The following is a 19,955-nucleotide window of genomic DNA, read 5'->3' on the forward strand; positions in this document are numbered from 1 at the left end:
AGTAGCTTCTCCAACAGGTGGGGTTAAAGAAAGATGATGAACGATAAAAATGATAATAATGAAGAAACTCACTTAGAATTAGCCAATACAGACGCTAACTCTTTGGAGTATAAAGATATTTACCAACTGCTGGATATTCCGGCCATACAGAACGAGAATCTCCCTATATGGGCTTTGGAACAGTTAGACTCCAAGGAGCCGGACAACTACCCCTACAAATACGAGAAACTCAAACTCGAGCCCTCAAGAATGGGTCATTGGCTGGAATATGAAGAAACTGCAAGGCTAGAAAGATTAAAGTTACCTGCGGATAGCGATACCAACTTTAATCTCGATTTATTCAATTATTTTGAAGCCTAAAGCCAAGCGCGATCGTATTGAACGGGCCAAACTTTATCTTGCTTCAATTGCTTAGCCGCATGAGAGGGCCAATAAGGATTGCGTAAAAGTTCCCGTGCCAACAACACAATATCAGCTTGCCCGGTACGAACAATACAATCTGCTTGTTCGGGCGACGTGATTAAGCCTACAGCACCAGTAGGAATATTTGCCTCATGGCGAATTCTAGCCGCAAAGGGAGTTTGATAACCGGGACCGTAAGGGATTTTGGCATTTGTCAGAGTACCCCCACTCGAACAATCAATTAAATCAACTCCCAGCGATTTGAGTTTATCTGCAAGAGCAATACTTTGTTCAATGTCCCAACCATTTTCTGCCCAATCAGTTGCAGAAATTCGGACCCAAAGCGAGGAGTCCCCTTCAGGTAATACTTCTCGGACTCCACTAACAACTTCTCTGAGAAAACGGGTTCGATTTTCAAAACTACCCCCATATTCATCTTCTCTGTGATTGCTCAAAGGTGATAAAAACTGATGTAATAAATAGCCGTGGGCTGCATGAATTTCAATAACCTTAAACCCAGCTTCAACCGAACGTTTGGTTGCTTGTACAAAAGCGTCAGTCACTTGCTGGATTTCTTCAATGCTTAAGGGTTGTGGAACTGGGTGTTTATCACTAAAAGCAAGAGGACTGCTAGAAACTACAGGACGCCAACCGCCCACCGATTCATCTAGAATTTGTCCGCCTTCCCAAGGAGGTGCTGTACTCGCTTTTCTTCCAGCATGAGCGAGTTGGATACCAGCAATAGAACCCAAATTATGAATAAGTTGCACAATTTTTGCCAGAGGTTCAATATGCTTATCAGACCAAATGCCCAAATCTTGAGGACTAATGCGTCCTCGCGGTTCTACAGCCGCCGCTTCAGTCAAGACTAAACCTGCACCACCAGCCGCACGACTAGCTAAATGGACTAGATGCCAATCATTGGCATAACCATCAGTACTGGAATATTGACACATTGGAGCAACGGCGATGCGATTGCGAAAAGTCACCGAGCCAAGGGTAATCGATTCAAATAGATGTGACATGGGAAGTAGGAAGTAGGAATTATGAAGTATGAATTATGAATTATGAAGTAGGAGCTGTTTCATTCTTTTATAGTTTATCTTTCATCCTTTATACTTTGAGTGCGCGTTTTCCTAAAGACAAGCAAATAACATCGTTTTGTGGAGTATGGATGCGGCTGCACAGAACATCTCGATAATGGCGTTCTATCGGATTGTTTTTTGATAGTCCCGGATTGCCAATGAGTTCGAGTCCAATTTCTACAGCACGAATTGAGTGATTTGTCGTGAGGTATTTCACAGTTTGTGCTTGAGAACCTAGGGAACTGCTGGACTCGCCTCCATCAACTTCGGCTGCTAAACCATAGATAAGTCGCTGATTGGCGTAAAGTAAAGCTTCTATTTCACCAATTGCTATTTGAAAGCGGGGCAGAGTTGCCAAACTATCGCCTAAGTTAGCAGGCGATCGCTTGTTTAAATATTGTACCAACCAATCTCGTGCTGCTTTTGCTACTCCTTGATACAAAGCACTCAGTAACAAACTTCCACCTGTTAGTAAAAGAGGGTTGGGAGGTGACCAAGCCTGTACGGGACGGATATCCAAAGCATACTCTTCTGGGATAAAAACATTCTCCAATATTAGGTCATGGCTGCCAGTTGCACGCATTCCCAAGTGATCCCAAGTTTCTACAATACGCAGACCGGCAAGGTCGCGAGGAACTAAAAAGCTACCGACTTGCACATCTTTATCATCAGTTCTTGCCCAAACCACAAAATACCGCAAGATGGGACTGCCTGTGGTGTAAATTTTGTGACCTGAGAGCAACCAACCACCAGGCTGGCGTTGGGCAATTGTTGCAGGTAGTCCCCCTCGTGCTGGTGTTCCTAGTTCTGGTTCAACACGCGCCGCGTTGAGTAAGGCTATACCTTCAACAGATTCCCGACACAGTCTTTCATAGATAGCAGGATGCCATCGGCGAGAACTAGCTGCGTTAGCATATTGTAAATAATGCATTGTTAGCACCAGAGCCGTCGATGCATCTCCCCGAGCTATGGTTTCAATAACTTGGCAAATTGTGGAATAGCCCAAACCCCGACCACCAAATTCTAATGGAACAGTCAGACTTAAAAGCTGAGCTTTGTGGAGGGCTTCAAAGTTTTCAAAAGGAAATGTACTGTTGCGATCGTGTGTTGCGGCGCGAGTCGCAAAATCAGCTGCCAAAGCCTTTACGCGCTCCAATAAACTAGAAGTGGTTTCGGTTGGTGAGAAGCTTGAACTATCAAGGGTTAAGTTGAAATTTTTCATCTTTTATCCTTTCTTTCGCGACATTATGCGATCGCTTTAAACTTTTTTGTAGTTGCGTTAAGCGTTGTTGCCAATCGCACATTTTTCAACTTGAAAATAAAGCCTTGCATAGAAAAAACATTTATGGTAATTTTCTCTATACTGCTAAAATAGCATAATTTGATTGATATGCCGTATTTTAAAAGAATAATCGGCTAGTCAAAGTGTATTCTTAGTAGAATCTCTCATCTGTTTGGACAACACCAGTAAGCGGTTGATGTTTCCATTGACTTGGGGAGACGCTAATCTCCCCAAGAAATGGTTTCATAGAGTTTATAAGTTTTAGAGCCTTAACCATAAAGACGCCTTTTTCCCCCATCCAAACCCAAACCCCTAGCGGAGACTTTTTATGCCGGTAGAATTTATTGGCTTAATCCGGACTAAACCCGTATCAGAATTAGACGGACCTCCAGGAACAATTTCCGATAACATTATCGATCCAGCCTATGTTCGAGAATTTGCACAAGCTCACGAACAAGGTGATTTTGACCGAGTCTTAATAGGTTATAACTCCAGCAGCCCTGATGGCTTTGGTGTTGCTAGCTACGCCGCTTCATGGACTGAAAAATTAGGATTTTTGATTGCACACCGACCGGGTTTCGTTGCACCTACATTAGCAGCTCGCAAAGCAGCAACGCTAGACCATTTTACGGGTGGACGTATTGCCATCCACATCATTACCGGTGGAAATGACGCCGACCAACAACGTGATGGGGATTGGCTAGACCATGACAATCGCTATCGACGGACCGACGAATACTTAAACATAATCAAGCAAATATGGACGAGCGATATTCCCTTTGATTGGGAAGGTAAATTTTATCAAGTCAAAAAAGCTTTCTCGGATGTCAAACCCTTACAAAAGCCCCACATTCCTATTTATTTTGGCGGTGCATCTAAAGCAGCTGTTCCCATAGGTGCCAAACACGCAAATGTTTACGCTATGTGGGGCGAACCCATTGCAGCAATTAAGCAGCGGATTGCTGAAGTTAAAGCAGCACTACCGCCCGGAAAAACAATACGTTTCAGTGTTTCTTTACGTCCCATTCTTGGAACAACAGAAGAAAAGGCATGGGAAAGAGCAAAAGATATATTAGAAAGAGTCGTTGAATTACGTGGCGGGCAAAAAGTAACATCCTCAGCAAGACCGCAAGCTGTAGGATCGCAACGATTGCTAGATTTTGCAGCCCAAGGAGAAGTTTACGATAAGCGATTGTGGACGCCAATAGCAGCAGCTACTGGAGCTGCTGGTAATACGACTGCTCTAGTAGGAACACCCGAACAAGTTGCAGAAGCTTTAGTGGATTATTACGATGCTGGAGTCACAACCTTATTAATTCGAGGTTTTAACCCTTTACAAGATGCTATTGATTACGGACGTGAAGTCATACCTCTCGTTCGTGCGGAAATTGCCCGACGGGAGCATCACACTGTCAGTGTTGCTTAACATCTTTATCCTTAGAGGATGTTGGAAAAGTCTTTTCATCAGTAGCAAAACATTCAATATCCCTTTAAATACCCCGATAAATTGGTGAATTTTCAGAGTATTTTCCCCCCTTTTTAAGGGGGGAATTGGAATCAAATACTCCTGTTTTCAGGATGTTTCATATCTTTTCTAGAGAACTGTATACACCGTAGCCTTGGTAAGGGAGGACAGAGGGGGGTAATTTTTATACCTCACCAGGTTGAAATTTGCTGTAGTCCTTGCCTTGCGGACTTCGTTTGTATAGCCGCGATCTCCAATCACTAGGGCTTATCGGGGTTATTAAAACGGATTTGGTATCAAGTATTAATGAGCATTACAAATTTTTAAAAGTAAAATCTGCCACTGCCACGTTCATCACTAGTGTTCACACGATGCTCCCTGAAAATCTAAATTTTCTAATTCCATTTACAAGATAGAGAGAGAAAAACAGGAAAGCAAAATGTTAAAAATAATTATGACTTTTCGCGTCAGCAAATTTACTGTAACACTGTAGTTAAAATTAGAATTTCTATTTCTACCAATTGATACAAAGACTGCGATAGATAGTGAGAGAATGTTTGTAAAGTTCTAATTTAGACTCACGTTCTATCCAAAATAATATTGAGTTATTCAAGAGAAAATTTAATACTTAAGAAAAAAACCGCTCTTCCCTTATCCCTGATTCCTAACTCCCGCGATACTTATACCGAAACGGTATCACGTCTATGTTTTTTACCATTATTGATATCTAATTTGGTAGTTAACTGGGAAGAGGAGGTATTCTTTTTGTCATGTAATTCTTGAAGCAAGAATATATTTATATTAGTCATCTCACAATTAACATAAGTGCCAAAATGCCAAATGTAAAACGTAAAAATAGTGGGGTGGAGAGCATCGCCTTGCGCTGAGTCTGGGGAAAGCACGAGAGTTTCTCAACCTGGGCTTATCCCTACTCCAACAAATCGGGTTCTTCCCGTACCGTCTTTTGATAGATTGGCTGAAAACTAAACCACCCAGCTATGGGGGTTCCTACTTGGCTGCGTGTCAGGCGTGCGGTTTCAGGTTTTATCAGACGGGGTTGACCGGCTGCTTCAGCCAATAGTTGCGCCTGGGACGATCGCTCAAAGCTAATGTACCACCAAGCTGCTTCGTCAACGGTTTGACCTACTGTCAAATGACCGTGATTGCTTAAGATTACTGCTTTTTTGTTGCCTAATGCTTCAGCGATGCGCTTACCTTCTTGGGGATCTAGTACGACGCCAGTATAGTCATCAAATAGAGCGTGGTCTTCATAAAAAGCGCAAGAATCTTGAGTTAGGGGATCGAGCAAGCGATGAAAACTTGACCAAGTTTTCCCGTAAAGTGAATGAGCGTGTGCTGCAGCGACAATATCAGGTCGTGCTTCATGCACTTGGGAATGGATGGCAAAAGCCGCTCGATTCACACCACCTTCGCCTTTAACAACCTCTCCCCCTGCATCTACCAAAAGGAGGTTTGAAACCTTGATTTCAGCAAAGTTGACTCCAAACGGATTTACCCAAAAATGATCTGTAAATTCCGGATCGCGAGCTGTAATATGACCTGCTATACCCTCACTAAAACCAAAACGTGCGAATACACGAAAGGCTGCAGCTAGATGTTGCTTGCGGTAAAGACGTTCCTCTTCTACGCTAGCAAAAATAGGGGGTTGCGGTCTCTCATACTTTGGCATGATTTTTCTGTTCCTCTTTGCAAGGGGCGTTTGAATATCCAGAACGAAAAGAACTAACGCTTTTTTGTTCTGGATTGTACTGGTGTCTCCAAATACATCCAGTATCGTTGCCAAGAACGTGGATGGATATTGATGGTGCGAAAACAGTCGTTGTCTTAACTGCGTGGATATCTCCTTCTGGAGGTAGAAGTTGGTAAATATCGCCCGGTCTTAGCTGACGCACTTCGACAACCTCTAATTGGGCGTGTCCTTCCTCATCGCCCTTATCCACACGTCGATAAACAGTTTCTTCTTGTCTTCCTTTATACAAACCTACTAGCCCCCATGCAAGATGATCGTGAACGGGAGTTGTAGAACCTGGGGGAATGACTAAACTAAAAACAGTGAGCGATCGGTCTTTTGCTCTATACAACAACCATTGCCCGATACCACCCCCCATAGCACTTTGTGGATTGGGTTGAGCAAATTTTTCCGGTAACCATCCTTGTTGGGCTAATAACTCTGTAAAAAGCGGCTCAAGGGCAGTTAAAGTCTCACTGCGGTTCTCCCTTGTACGATAGCTAATTTCATGAACCATAGCAACAAATTGTTTAAGTTCAAGGCTATCTACAAACCATTGATCTGCTTCTAATATTTCTAAATCGCTCATAAAATTTTGGATTTTGGATTTGTTACAAAAATTTCCCTTGTCGCCCTTGTTCCCCTCTTATCCCTTTATCCGCAGATGAGAACCTCCGCAACTAGCTCAACCACAACCATTCAATATAAAATACGGTAAATTGATAGATATATAGGCTATTTGAAGTATCAGCAGAAATATCCCACAAACAGGTGAAAAAATCAAGTCACTATTTTTTGTCGGTAGCACTCGCTATCTTTGTAATGCATAAGACATCAAACGCTCTATTATTCTAGCTCCATAGGATCTTCCTGACTTGAGCCAGCGATCGCAAAAATGCCTAGTCTCAACTTAAAAGCACAAGGGATCGCAGAAAATTGTAACGAAATTTACAAAAATGATATTTTTTTAGAAAAAAAGGATACGCTAAGCATAGTTCCATCAAATGTGGTCGAATCTTGACAAAGTAATTTCTTTTAGTATAAACCAACACTACTTGTTACGCGATCGCATGTGAAAAGTCATGTTGCGTGCTGGAGGATATACTACCCCTCCTCCAACTGTAACAATCGCCAAGGGTTGAAAGCAGTTGGAGTTACATGTGGTCGATCGATTTGGTTGGGAAAGATATCCCAATTCAAAAATTGCTGTGGCAAGTAATCGATAAAACTATGAAAAAGTATAGATTTGACCCCATGTACGAGTTTATCGGGAACTAACAATCGTAAACGTCTGAAAAAGCGAAAATAGAGCTATAAGGAGAAAATTTTATGGTTTCCTCTTGCGAAATTCCATTGGTGGCTCCAAGCCCCGCGCATATTTGTCCGTTCGATCAAGCCTGCAGTTATCTAGAACAGGCTGCAAAAGAATTGAATTTGGAGCGGGGTTTGTTGGAGCTTCTAAGACACCCACGCAAAGTCATTACAGTTTCTATTCCCGTGAAGAGGGATAATGGAGAGGTTGAAGTTCTTGCCGGACATAGGGTACAACACTGTGACATTTTAGGTCCCTATAAAGGCGGTACGCGTTACCATCCGGCTGTCACATTACAAGAAGTTTCAGCACTCGCGATGCTCATGACTTGGAAATGTGCGCTCGTTGGGTTGCCTTATGGAGGTGCGAAAGGAGGTATTGCGATCGAGCCAAAATTCTACAGTGTTGGAGAACTTGAAAGAATTACCCGCCGTTACACAACAGAGTTAATTAAAGATATCGGTCCGTCAGAAGACATTCCCGCACCGGATATGGGAACTTCTGCTCGTGAGATGGCATGGATGATGGACACTTACTCTATGAATGTAGGTCATGCCGTACCGGGAGTCGTTACTGGTAAACCTATTTCCATCGGTGGTTCGAGAGGAAGAGAAATGGCAACCGGACGCGGGACTATGATTGTTGTACGTGAAGCCCTAGCAGATATAGGTAAATCGTTAGCAGGAGCGCGAGTCGTCATTCAAGGTTTTGGAAATGTAGGTGCAGCCGCAGCTATATTGATGCATCAAGCCGGAGCAAAGATTATTGCTGTTTCTAATGCTGATGGAGGACTTTATTCAGATATTGGGCTGGATATTCCTGCTTTAAAAGACTATGCAGCACAAAACGACAAGAATATTGTTGGTTACCCAAATGCAATACCAATTAGTAATGCCGAGCTATTAACTTTGTCTTGTGATGTTTTGGTTCCTGCAGCGTTAGAGAATCAAATCACGGAGAAAAACGCCCATCAAGTAGACGCAACGATTGTAGCAGAAGCTGCTAATGGTCCTGTCACTCTTGAGGCAAATGAAATTTTAGAAGCTAGAGGTATCACGGTACTACCAGATATTTTGGCTAACGCGGGCGGTGTTGTGGTGAGTTATTTGGAGTGGGTACAAGGTCTTTCTTATGTATTTTGGGATGAAGATCGTGTCAATAGGGAAATGGAATTGCTGATGGTGCAAGCCTATCGTCAAGTCATACAACAATCCGAACAACGTCACATACCTCTGCGGTTAGCTGCATATACTTTGGGTGTTGGTCGCGTTGCTCAAGCACTTCACGATCGCGGTCTGTATCCTTAACCCGTTTCGATGAAGTCAAAACAGACCTCTCTCAAGCCCCTCTCCTCGCAGGCTAAGGTGTACATACAAGTCTTTTAAAGTGCATTCTTACAGATGCGATCGCTCTTAGCTTCCTTTAAAAAAGCTCCGGTGGTGTACACAAGTCTTTTAAAGTGAGTGCATTAAAAGCAGTTTCGATCCCCCCTAGCCCCCCTTAAAAAAGGGGGGAACTGAATTCCAAATCTCCCTTTTCACGATGTTTCATCTCTTTGTTAGAGATCTGTACACCATCGTAGCCGATAAATTGGGGGGCTAAGATACTCAAAAGTCCCCCTTTTTAAGGGGGATTTAGGGGGATCTAAAAAATTATGAGACTAAACAAATATGTGTGAAAACACGGCCTAGCCCCTTTTTAAAGCTACGGTGGCGTACACAAGTCTTTTAAAGTGCATTCTTGCGGATGCGATCGCTCCTAGCTTCCCTTAAAAAGGCTACGGTGGTGTACACAAGTCTTATATAGTGCATTAAAAGCAGTTTCGATCCCCCCTAACCCCCCGATAAATTGGGGGGAAATTGGAATTACCTCCCTGTTATCCAGTACCGGCATTCCCTTGACCCGATGTCAAAGTGGCGATTTGTGAGTCATTACTGGCGCTTAACCGATCGGTTTCAATGGTTAGGTTCCCTGAGTTACCAAGTGCCCCAGAAGCTACATAGTTGTAAATAAAGCCATTCGTAACAGTTGTCGTCCCTCTAGCATTCAGCGTAATATCTCCCGCCTGACTGCTAGCCGATCCAAGATCTGGGTTTATCCCGGCGTACAAGGCACTTGCTGAAATATTTAAGTTTCGGGCGTTAACTGCTATACTACAACCTCCTCCAGCACTTATATCAACATAAGCACCATTGGTGAGTGATACATCTGCACGCGTTAAATTATCGGGAAAATCCAAGCCAAGAAAATTGTTACCATCAGCATTCAGCCCAACCGTTCCTGTTCCAGCCAATCCTCCCAACTCGACTCAACCACCAGAGGCTGTCAGTATCCCGCCATCAGAAGTTATGCTACCGCCCACCAGTTTTAAATTTTGAATTCAAAATTTTTATTTATTTTCTATTTTTCTCAAAAATTGGAATTTACAGTTTTTTCAACAATGCAAAACAACTACAACCTACTGATTGTTGACTCTGTTAATTTTATCTAGAAAAAATTTTTTCAACCCCTCTGCTTTGATATTTGCATATCAAATTAGATATTTTATTATCAAAGACCGTAATACGACAACTGAACTCAAAAAAGTATGAAGATTTTATTCTTGACTTTAAACACTCTTAATTGTAGAAACGAATTAACATCTATTTAATAGCGTCGGTACGCACTTGCGTTCGCGAAAGCCCTTACTTAGGATGTCTAACTCAACCTTATTGAAATCTGTTATCATTCTAGATTTCAAACAACTGGTTTCTAAACTGTCGTTACTGTACTAGAGCGATCGTTCTCAAACAATTTGATAGTGTCCAACTCTTAACCTTCTGTGTGTTTCGCCATTTTTTTACACTTAGTTCTTAATTTTTCAGTAACAGTTTGTCACTTTTTATAGAAACGGAATTTAATATAGTATTCTTTCAGACTTTTTCTTAAGTTTCTATACTCGATTCTGGCTCAGGTATTTACATTAGTTATCTCAAGCAGATGTGGATTTACAGGCTTTGCTTAAAAATCGATACTTTTCTATACGATGGATTATATGAAGTTTTTCCTCAGAGAAAACCTTTCTAAATAAGGAATAGAGGCAGTTTTTTCTGATTATTCATGATTTGGTATTATGTAAGGATTGTTAAATTTAAGTGACTGACAAGGAAAACTGTGGTAATTGTTCCTAAGTAGGACTTACGCATAGCCCCCTTTTTAAGATACGGTGTACACAATTCTTTTAAAGTGCTTTCTTGGGGTTTCGATCCCCCCTAACCCCCCTTGAAAAAGGGGGAAATTTGATTCCAATTCTCTCTTTTCATGATGTTTCATGTCTTTTCTAAAGATTATGTACACCACCGTAGCTTGTTAGGGGGGAAGTTGATTCTAATTCCTCCTTTTTTAGGATGTTTCATGTCTTTTCTAGAGAGATGTACACTACCGTAGCCTTCTTACGGTAGGCTAAGGGTTCCCTCTGGGTTTGGGGGGAGATGGGGGATCGATAACGTGTAAAATACCCAAAATGACGTTGAGGTTGCGTAAGTCCTATTAAGTAGAAAAAATAACTCTGAACCTGTTTAAAACATCAGGTGCGATCGTTGTTCGCAAGAGTCCAATTTAACTAAGGAGTGCATTGTACTATGAGTATGGGCAAACAGCCCGGTTATGTAAAACTCAATTTCGCTGTTTCGTTAGTGCTTGAAGCGTTAATAGCTACCTCTTGCACTTGTAAAGTCTCCGCTGAGAGTGTACCTCACGATCGCTTTAATTCCAAAAGTTTGCCCCTTTCTCAATTAAAAATCTTAACTCTTACAAGTAGCAAGACAGCGTCCGACAATCTTATATCCCAGGTTCCCAATTCTCCCGATCTCCCCAATCCCCTGACTCCGACACCACCACCTCCACAACCTGTCCCCGACCCACAACCCTTACCAGAAACTCCACTTGATACCACTCCACCTAAACCTCCTTCTTCAGAAACCAGTCCCGAGCTTTCCGGAACTATCACAGTTAAAAAATTTGAGTTTGAAGGTAATACAGCCTTTAGTGATGAAACCTTAAGCAAAAAGACAGCAGAATATACTAACCGACCAATCACTTTTTCCCAACTGCTGCAAGTTGAGGCTGTCATAACAAAGCTTTATATCGATGCTGGATATATTAATTCTGGTGCTGTGATCGTTGCAGGACAGGAATTATCTCCCGAAGGAGCAGTCGTTAAAGTTCAGATTGTGGAAGGTGGAGTTGAGGAAATTAAGATTACGGGAACTCGACGGTTAAATCCAAACTACGTTCGCTCTCGTATCAAACTGGGTACCTCTAAACCTTTAAATAGAGACCGCTTGCTCAAAACACTGCAATTACTACAACTGAATCCCTTAATTGAAAGGCTGTCTGCTGATGTGTCTGCGGGTTCGCGTCCCGAACAAAGTGTAGTGGAAATTAAAGTCGTTGAAGCAGACTCTTTTAGAACAGAATTATTTGTCGATAATGGTCGTGCTCCCAGTGTAGGTAGTTTTCGACGGGGTATCCGTATTAGTGAAGGCAATGTTTTTGGTATAGGTGATGGCTTCTCAGCAACCTATACAAATACCGATGGGAGTAACGCTCTTGACCTGAGCTACAGTGTACCAGTCAATTCCCGCAACGGCTCTATTAACATAGCAGGTGGTTTTACTGAGACTACAGTGATTGAACCTCCCTTCGATCGCATCGATATTACAGGCGATTCTTTTTACATAGAAGCTGGGTTCCGCCAACCGATTATCCAAACACCCTCTCAAGAATTTGCCCTGGGCTTATCTTTTTCCCGCCAGCAAAGCCAGACAGAAATTGACGGAGAAGGCTTTCCCATTTCTGCGGGCGCTAACAACAATGGACAAACACGTATATCAGCACTGCGGTTTGTACAAGAATATACACAGCGCAATCGGAGACAGGTCTTTGCATTGCGTTCTCAATTTAGTGTTGGTATAGGATTATTTGATGCAACCATTAATAACGATCCTCCAGATAGTCGGTTTTTCTCGTGGCGGGGACAAGGACAATACATACGGCTTTTAGCACCAGACACCATACTGTTATTTCGCTCCGATCTGCAGTTTGCCTCGAAAACCCTAGTCCCATTAGAGCAAATTGGTTTAGGGGGTTTTCAAAGCATCCGGGGTTACAGACAGGATGAACTGTTGGTTGATAATGGCTTTTTTGCCTCAGCAGAAGTTAGGTTTCCTATTCTACGCATACAAGAGGTTAATGGAGTTTTGCAGATCGTTCCATTTGTTGATTTTGGTATTGGCTGGAACAGTTCAGATACCCCCAACCCAGATCGCAATACCTTGATGAGTGTTGGTTTGGGATTGCAATGGCAGATGAACGACACGTTAACCGCCCGTATCGATTACGGTATTCCTCTCATCAACAGTGATTTGAGGGATAGCGATCGCACTTTACAAGAAAAAGGTTTTTATTTTTCAGTCAATTACAGCCCTTTTTAAGGATTTTCGCCAGAATACTTTTGAATTGCGGACTTAATTATGAAACAGATGCAGCAGCTTTTTTTAATATCCCTACCCCTAACAGTACTGGGATGTTTTGCTTCTACCAACATTGTTAAAGCACAAGTCAGTTCTGATGGGACTTTATCTACCACCGTTACCCCCAATGGTCCTGACTTCACTATCGATAACGGCGATCGAGTTGGAGGAAACCTGTTTCACAGCTTCAAAGAATTTTCTCCCCGTGCTGGCTCGGTCATCTTCAACAATGCTTTAGACGTGCAAAACATTATCAACCGAGTCACAGGCGGTTCTGTTTCTGACATCAATGGTTTGATGAAAGCCCAAGGTAGTGCTAACCTATTTCTACTGAATCCTGCGGGTATTATCTTTGGACCAAATGCTCGATTGGAGATTGGTGGTTCATTTTTTGCCAGTACTGCGGAAAGCTTGTTGTTTGATGGATTTGAGTTTAGCGCCACCAATCCGCAAGCACTACCACCAACATTAAATATTAATATTCCTATTGGTTTGCGTTTTCGGGATAAACCCGAAACAATTACAGTGAAGGGTTACGGTCATAAATTGGAACCAACAATGGGTGCATCTGCAAATTTCAATAGTACTAATCTGAACAACATCCCAGGACAGAACGCTCTCGCTTTACTTGAAGTCCCAGCCGGAAAGACTTTAGCTTTTGTGGGGGGTAATGTGACTTTAGATAGTGGCGTTTTGCAAGCTCCTGGGGGTCAAATCGAGATAGGAGGTTTGAAAACACAGGGAACGGTAGAGATAAAGGACAGCACTTTAATCTTTCCTCAAGGAGTGCAACGAGCTGATGTAACCGTAACTAAACGCTCGGGAATCAATGTCATTACAAATAACAACCAGGGTGGTGGAAGCATTACGATTAATGGACGAAACATTAACATTTCAAATATCAGCATAGTAACAGCTGGTATCGGCCAAAACGTGCAATCGGTTAACGCTACTGCTGGGAATATTAAACTCAATGCAATTGAGTCTATCTCAGTTACGGATAATTCAAAAATAGATAACCGTACTTACGGACAGGGGACTGCAGGTAAGATTATCCTAGATGCGGGTAACAGCATTCAGATCGATTCGGGAAGTAGAGCCAATAGCAGTTTAACAAGGATAGGTCAGGGCAAAGGCGGAAGTATTGAAATGACAACCGGAGTGTTTTCCCTAACCAATGGTGCTAAGTTGTTTGCTGATACAGATGGAAAAGGGAAGGCTGGCGATATAGTTATCAATGCCGAGCGGGTCGAATTGGTTGGTCCCGATAGTGCTATTTTTAACAGAGTACAACAAAACGCTGTAGGAGATGGTGGTGAAATTCGCATTAATACCAATTCGTTTGAAGCCAAAAATGGCGCTGGACTGTTTGCAGATATAAGCGGAAAGGGTGATGGTGCTGATGTCATTATTGATGCCAAAGAGCGAGTTTCCTTTGATGGCAGGGTAGGAAATAATAGTAGTGGTATTCTCAGCGTAGTGCAATCAACTGGTGTGGGCAATGGCGGAGACATCCGCATCAAGACCAAATTTCTAGAACTTACCAATGAAGCTACATTTAATAACAGTTTAACCAACAACAGTCAGGGTAAGGGTGGAAATATTGAAATAACAACCGGAGTGTTTTCTCTTACCAATAAAGGTCAACTGTTGGCTGATACAAATGGAATAGGGAATGCAGGTAATGTCATCATCAATGCCGATCGCGTTGAGTTGCTTGGTGATGGTAGTGCTATTTTTGACAGAGTAGAACCAAACGCCACAGGAAATGGTGGCGAAATCCGCATTACTACCAACTCCCTCGTAGCAAAAGATGGTGGCGGAGTGTTTGCATATGTCCGTGGAACGGGGGCTGGTGCCAATGTCATTATTGATGCCAAGGAGCGAGTCACCTTTGATGGCAGGGTAAAAAATAACAGTAGTGGTATTCTCAGCGTAGTGCAATCAGATGGTGTGGGCAATGGCGGAGATATCCGTGTTAAGACCAAATTGCTTGAACTGACTAATGGGGGTACATTGAATGCTTCTTCTGAAGGAAATGGATCTCCTGGTAACATTTATGTTGATGCTAGCGATCGCATCCTAATTCAAAGTTTTTCTAAAACGAACACGAGTGCTATTTTTAGCCTTGCAGAAGGAAATATAGAAAATAATATTTCAAACAAACTACAAGAGATTCAGATTAAAGCTCGGGAGCTTTCCCTCATTGAGAACGCTCAAATCAATGCCAGTACGGCGGGACAAAATTTAGCAGGTAATGTGAAGATAGACACTGAATCGCTTTCTGTGGCTGGTGGAGCAAAAATTCTTGCTGGAGTTAAAAGGGATGCACAAGGAACGGCTGGGAGTATTACAATTACATCCAAAACATTAACTGTTGAGAACCCAGATAGTGGAATAATAGTCAGTTCTCAAGGAGCAGGAAAAGCGGGCGATATTACAATTCAAGCAAATAGTTTGACACTTAACGATCGAGGAATCATTGCGGCAGACACGCGAAGCACGGAAGGTGGTAATATCACGCTAAATTTGCGAGATGTTTTGCGGCTGCGTCAACGCAGTGCAATTTCCACAAGCGCAGAAGGGACGCAATCTGGTGGAAACGGCGGTAACATCAACATAAATGTCCCTCTCATTGTTGCTTTTCCCGAAAATAATGATATTACTGCCAACGCTATAAGTGGCAGAGGAGGAAATGTCAGAATTAGGGCAAAAGGTTTGTTTGGAATCTCCCCCCTCAGTCGTACAGAGCTTGAGCGACGCTTAAATACGACAGATTCCAGTAAACTCAAACCAGGCGATCTACCAACAAGTGACATCACTGCCATTTCCCAACAGCAGCCAAAGTTAGACGGTACAGTACAGCTGAACACGCCAGATATTGACCCCAATCGGGGATTGGTAGAATTGCCAGAGGAAGTCATAGATCCGACACAACAAGTTGCTCAAAATCCCTGTCAGCGAGGAGTAGGGAGTACCTTTGTAGTTACCGGACGCAGTGGGTTACCACAAAGCCCAACCCAAGCTCTCAGCAGTCGCAATGCACGTATTAGTTTAATCGAGCCAGTTGCAAGTACCGCAACGTCTGCAACTCCAAGTCATTTCACTTCACCCTCTCCCACTCCAACTGTTCAACAGCTTATACCAGCCCAAGGATGGGTATTGAACAGCAAAGGTAAGGTGGTACTGACAGCTTATGACCATACGAGTACGGGTTCGCAACGTTCTTTACGAACCCGTACTGGGTGTATTGCACGTTGATTTGTTTTCACACTCTTCTTTGCACCTTTAGAAGATGTTTGAAAAGTCCTTTCATCAGTAGCAAAACATTCAAAATCCCCCTAAATCCCCCGGTAAATTGGGTAACTTTAAGAGTATTTTCCCCCCTTTTTAAGGGGGGCTAGGGGGGATCGCTAAGTACCTAAACACAACTCACCACTTTTCAAACAACCTATTGGGTGAGACCAAAATGACAGGAGGAAAAATTATGCTTTTAAAGCAGCTTAAACTGAGTAAATTACACAATTTCTTCATAAGAATATACAGACGGCGCTCTCTTTTCCTTGCAGCCTTATTATTTACCCTCTCAACAATTTCACCTGTTATTGCCAAAGTTTCTGTACCCATCTCTATTGCTCAAGCTCAGCAAGAGCCCAAACAACTGACCCAAAAAGCCAGTGAATTATACCGCAATGGCAAATTTGAGGAATCTGCAACTGTCTGGGAACAATTAGCAAATATTTTTGCCACTCAAGGAGATAGTTTAAACCAAGCAATGGCTTTCAGCAATCTTTCTTTGACTTACCAACAGTTCGGACAGTGGAATCTTGCTGAAAAAGTACTTCGAGACAGCTTAAAAATTCTAGAAAATCAACCAGACAACCAGGAAAAATTAAAAATTTACGCTCAAAGTTTGGATATTCAAGGAAATTTACAAAGCGAATTAGGACAGTTAGCAAATGCTTTAAAATCTTGGCAAGAAGCTACAAAAATCTACAGCAAACTAAATGAGCCAGACAAGTTAGCCCAGAGCAAAATTAATCAGGCTCAAGCCATGCAAGATATTGGTCTTTATAATAGTTCTTGCGATACTTTACTAGAAGTGTTAGCTCAAGAAATTGATATTCAAAATTGCCAAAAATTAAGAGAACTGTCTCAACAAGAATTAGAGCAAAAACTGACAAAAGTCAGCAAGAATTCATCTTTACCAATACTAGTAGGCTTGAGAAGCCTGGGCGAACTGTTTCGATTCCAGGGTCAGCCAGAGTTCGCTGAAACTATCTTAAACACCAGCATAAACTTAGCACAAAAACTGAATTCTCCTTGGGAACAGGCTGCTGTCTATCTTAGTATGGGCAATACTTTAAGAGATATCGCAAAAGGCAAAAAATCTCGCGGTGAAATCCAGGATTACGAACAAAGGGCGCTCTCCTACTATAATAAGGCAATCCTTCTATCTCCATTGTTAATAACACGACAGCAAGCACAACTCAATCGACTTAATTTATTGTTAAAGTCTGAGGAATTTCAACAAGCAGAACAATTATGGCGATCGCTCGAACCTCAGATAATGAGCTTACCCCCGAGTCGAACGGGTGTTTACCTTCAAATCAACTTTGCTCATAACTTTGTGGAGTTAGCACAAACAGGTCTCTTCACAAAAGCGAATTCCCAACTTCCAACTTTAAACGAAGTCGATCGCGTCTTATCAAGAGCAGTCGAACAATCTAGAAGTTTGGGAGACAAAAGATCTGAAGCTTATGCATTGGGGTATCGTGGCAATTTGTACATGACTCACTCAATACAGAACTTACCTCAAGCTGAAGAACTAACAAAGCAAGCTCTGCGTATTGCTTCAACTTTTGATTCCCCAGACGTATCTTACCAGTTTTTCTGGCAGCTAGGACAGATACGTAGACAAAGAGGAGATATTAAAGATGCGATCGCAGCTTATACCAAAGCCTATGATGCTCTGCAATCATTACGGAACGATTTGGTAGCGCTCAATCCAGAAGTCCAATTTTCTTTTCAAAACACTGTAGAGCCAGTCTATCGTGAGTTAGTGGAGTTAGACCTAGAATACGCAAAATCTTTAAAAAGTACGGGGAAAAATCGAGAAAGTCAAGAACTTTTAGTTCAAGCCCGTAATGTCATAGAGTCATTGCAACTTGCTGAACTCAACAACTTTTTTAAAGAAGCTTGCGTAGAGGAAAAATCCAAACAAATTGATAGCATAGATCGGACAGCAGCAGTTGTTTATACAATTGTGTTACAAAACAGGTTGGAGGTTATTCTTAGCTTACCCAATCAAGAGCAACCCACTCTGAGCTTTCATACATACGAGTTTAAGCCGGGTGAATTTGAAGACACTGTAGACAAGGTACAACGTTCCCTCACAGATCCCAATAGTATCGAGTCAGATTGGCGAGTCTACTACAAAAAGTTGTATGACTGGCTCATTCAACCTATAGAGACGGAATTGAAAAACTCTAAAGTCACAACTTTAGCTTTTGTATTGGATGCAGATTTGCGAAATCTCCCCATGAGTATCCTTTATGATGGCGAGCAGTATCTGCTACAAAAGTATGCGATCGCCTTAACTCCAGGGTTGCAACTCGTCGATCCAAAACCAATTGCAAAAGTGGATTTAAAAGTCTTCACCGCAGGGCTCAGCAAAATCCGAGAGGGCTTCGAGCCACATAAAGACTTTAAAGCATTAAACTATGTAGAACGAGAACTCGAACAAATTAAGCAAATTGGTCTTTCAGACCGATTGATTCTTAACGAGAAATTCACCAGCACGCAGCTCAAAAAAGAAATTTTTGCTTCTCGTATTCCTCCCCTAGTCCATCTAGCCACGCATGGTGAGTTTAGCTCTAAAGCGAGCGAGACATTTATCCTTGCTTGGGATGAACGCATCAGTGTTAAACGCTTAGGTGACTTATTGCGAGACGCTCGTTTGTACCAGAGTAGACCCATCGAATTATTGGTTCTAAGTGCTTGTGCAACAGCTAGTGGAGATAAACGGGCTGCTTTAGGACTAGCAGGAGTCGCAGTCCGCTCTGGTGCTCGCAGCACCATAGCAACATTGTGGCCTGTTGTGGATCAAACGACAACTCAGATTATGGGTGAATTTTACAGCCAGTTAGAACAAGCCAAGAAGACAAATCTCAGTAAAGCTCAAGCTTTGAGAAAAGCACAACTGGCTTTTATTGATAAGTATGAAAAGTACAGACATCCTCACTTTTGGGCACCTTTTGTACTCGTTGGAAACTGGCAATAAGCACCGGAGCATCCCATAAACACAACGCTCTGGTGACTCCGCCTCCCGTTTCAATGCAGCTTTGCAGAGTTTCGCAGGCTGCATTCACAAGTTCGATCCCCCCTAACCCCCCTTACAAAAGGGGGGAACTTCATTCCAATTCTCCTTTTTCACGATGTTTCATCTCTTTTCTAGAGATCTGTACATCACTATAGCTTTGTAAGGGGAATTTGATTCCAATCCTTAGGTTTGCGGTGGAGTGTTTATTAAAAAGACTCTGCTTAAAATCCAGGAGGAAGAAGTACCTTATCAATTTCCACAACGACACCATTCTGTGCTTCGAGGGATGGTGGTTTACCGATCGCATCATTTAGCTTGACTGTTCCGTTGGGTTCATCGACTGTTACTTTGACTGTTTGACCTTCTAATAAAGTTGGTATTTCTTTACCATCTAACTTTTCATCAGAGATGACCCCCGAAACTAAATGATATTTCAGCACTTTGAGTCGATTTTCTGGCTGACTGTATCGCTGATACACATCTTTAGGTAAAGCTTTGAAAGCTTCATTGGTTGGAGCGAGAACTGTGTAACGACCATTTTTGAGGGTTTTCAGAAGTTGAGCTTTGTTTAATTCATAAACAAGATCGGCAAATTTCCCTTCTTGAGTCAGGGTATCAGCAATATTTTTTTGGGAGTTCCGGTAAGGATAGTTACGATAAGCAGAAGGTTGGAAAAGAGACGATGGAGGATAAAATTTAGCCAAAACAGGAACACAAATAGCGGTACTAGCACCAGCGATCGCAAGCGCGGCGGTCAACTTTTTCAACCAATTTTTGGGGATTGAGTTCTTTAAATTTTGAGGAATCATAAGCGAGCACCTTTG

At 42.3% G+C, this 19,955-nt stretch carries 12 protein-coding genes; 6 read left to right on the top strand and 6 right to left on the bottom strand.

What is annotated here, in order from left to right; genetic code table 11:
- The first annotated feature begins 33 nt into the window (after positions 1-33).
- Positions 34-360, top strand: coding sequence for a hypothetical protein (locus tag HC643_RS32755; RefSeq protein ID WP_038078360.1), 327 nt, complete (start codon positions 34-36; stop codon positions 358-360).
- Here HC643_RS32755 and HC643_RS32760 read toward each other — a convergent pair.
- Together HC643_RS32760 and HC643_RS32765 are read right to left on the bottom strand one after the other, a co-directional pair.
- Entirely contained in the window at positions 357-1,427 is a 1,071-nt protein-coding gene (locus HC643_RS32760) for an NADH:flavin oxidoreductase/NADH oxidase (RefSeq protein WP_038078359.1), read from the bottom strand. The genes HC643_RS32755 and HC643_RS32760 overlap by 4 nt on opposite strands.
- A gap of 88 nt (positions 1,428-1,515) precedes the next feature.
- On the bottom strand, positions 1,516-2,709 hold the full coding sequence (locus tag HC643_RS32765; RefSeq protein ID WP_072040821.1) for an acyl-CoA dehydrogenase family protein: 1,194 nt from the start codon (positions 2,707-2,709) through the stop codon (positions 1,516-1,518).
- Positions 2,710-3,097: 388 nt separating this feature from the next.
- On the opposite strand from HC643_RS32765, the gene HC643_RS32770 reads away from it, so the two are divergent.
- Positions 3,098-4,195 (top strand): LLM class flavin-dependent oxidoreductase, encoded by a 1,098-nt coding sequence (locus tag HC643_RS32770; protein ID WP_038078356.1) that lies wholly within the window; start codon positions 3,098-3,100, stop codon positions 4,193-4,195.
- 967 nt (positions 4,196-5,162) lie between these two features.
- Here HC643_RS32770 and HC643_RS32775 read toward each other — a convergent pair.
- On the bottom strand, positions 5,163-5,924 hold the full coding sequence (locus HC643_RS32775; protein ID WP_038078354.1) for a class II aldolase/adducin family protein: 762 nt from the start codon (positions 5,922-5,924) through the stop codon (positions 5,163-5,165).
- The gene (locus HC643_RS32780; RefSeq protein ID WP_038078352.1) at positions 5,911-6,573 is read right to left on the bottom strand and encodes a cysteine dioxygenase family protein; all 663 of its coding nucleotides are present in this window, start codon (positions 6,571-6,573) and stop codon (positions 5,911-5,913) included. The genes HC643_RS32775 and HC643_RS32780 overlap by 14 nt, the downstream gene beginning before the upstream one ends.
- A 740-nt stretch (positions 6,574-7,313) precedes the next feature.
- On the opposite strand from HC643_RS32780, the gene HC643_RS32785 reads away from it, so the two are divergent.
- The gene (locus HC643_RS32785) at positions 7,314-8,603 is read left to right on the top strand and encodes a Glu/Leu/Phe/Val family dehydrogenase (protein WP_038078350.1); all 1,290 of its coding nucleotides are present in this window, start codon (positions 7,314-7,316) and stop codon (positions 8,601-8,603) included.
- 569 nt (positions 8,604-9,172) lie between these two features.
- Here the strand turns inward: HC643_RS32785 and HC643_RS32790 are convergent.
- Complete coding sequence (locus tag HC643_RS32790) at positions 9,173-9,589, bottom strand: hypothetical protein (RefSeq protein ID WP_167844794.1); 417 nt, start codon at positions 9,587-9,589, stop codon at positions 9,173-9,175.
- A 1,327-nt stretch (positions 9,590-10,916) separates the two neighbouring features.
- On the opposite strand from HC643_RS32790, the gene HC643_RS32795 reads away from it, so the two are divergent.
- From HC643_RS32795 to HC643_RS32805, 3 genes are all read left to right on the top strand, one after another.
- Positions 10,917-12,770, top strand: a complete 1,854-nt coding sequence (locus HC643_RS32795; protein ID WP_038104227.1) for a ShlB/FhaC/HecB family hemolysin secretion/activation protein — start codon at positions 10,917-10,919, stop codon at positions 12,768-12,770.
- A gap of 39 nt (positions 12,771-12,809) precedes the next feature.
- Entirely contained in the window at positions 12,810-16,070 is a 3,261-nt protein-coding gene (locus HC643_RS32800) for a two-partner secretion domain-containing protein (RefSeq protein ID WP_050046597.1), read from the top strand.
- Between the two features lie 226 nt (positions 16,071-16,296).
- Complete coding sequence (locus HC643_RS32805; protein ID WP_167844795.1) at positions 16,297-19,092, top strand: CHAT domain-containing protein; 2,796 nt, start codon at positions 16,297-16,299, stop codon at positions 19,090-19,092.
- Between the two features lie 260 nt (positions 19,093-19,352).
- Here the strand turns inward: HC643_RS32805 and HC643_RS32810 are convergent, their stop codons facing one another.
- On the bottom strand, positions 19,353-19,940 hold the full coding sequence (locus HC643_RS32810) for a fasciclin domain-containing protein (protein WP_038092729.1): 588 nt from the start codon (positions 19,938-19,940) through the stop codon (positions 19,353-19,355).
- Positions 19,941-19,955 lie beyond the last annotated feature (15 nt).

The sequence above is a fragment of the Tolypothrix bouteillei VB521301 genome (assembly GCF_000760695.4).
Classification (GTDB): domain Bacteria; phylum Cyanobacteriota; class Cyanobacteriia; order Cyanobacteriales; family Nostocaceae; genus Scytonema; species Scytonema bouteillei_A.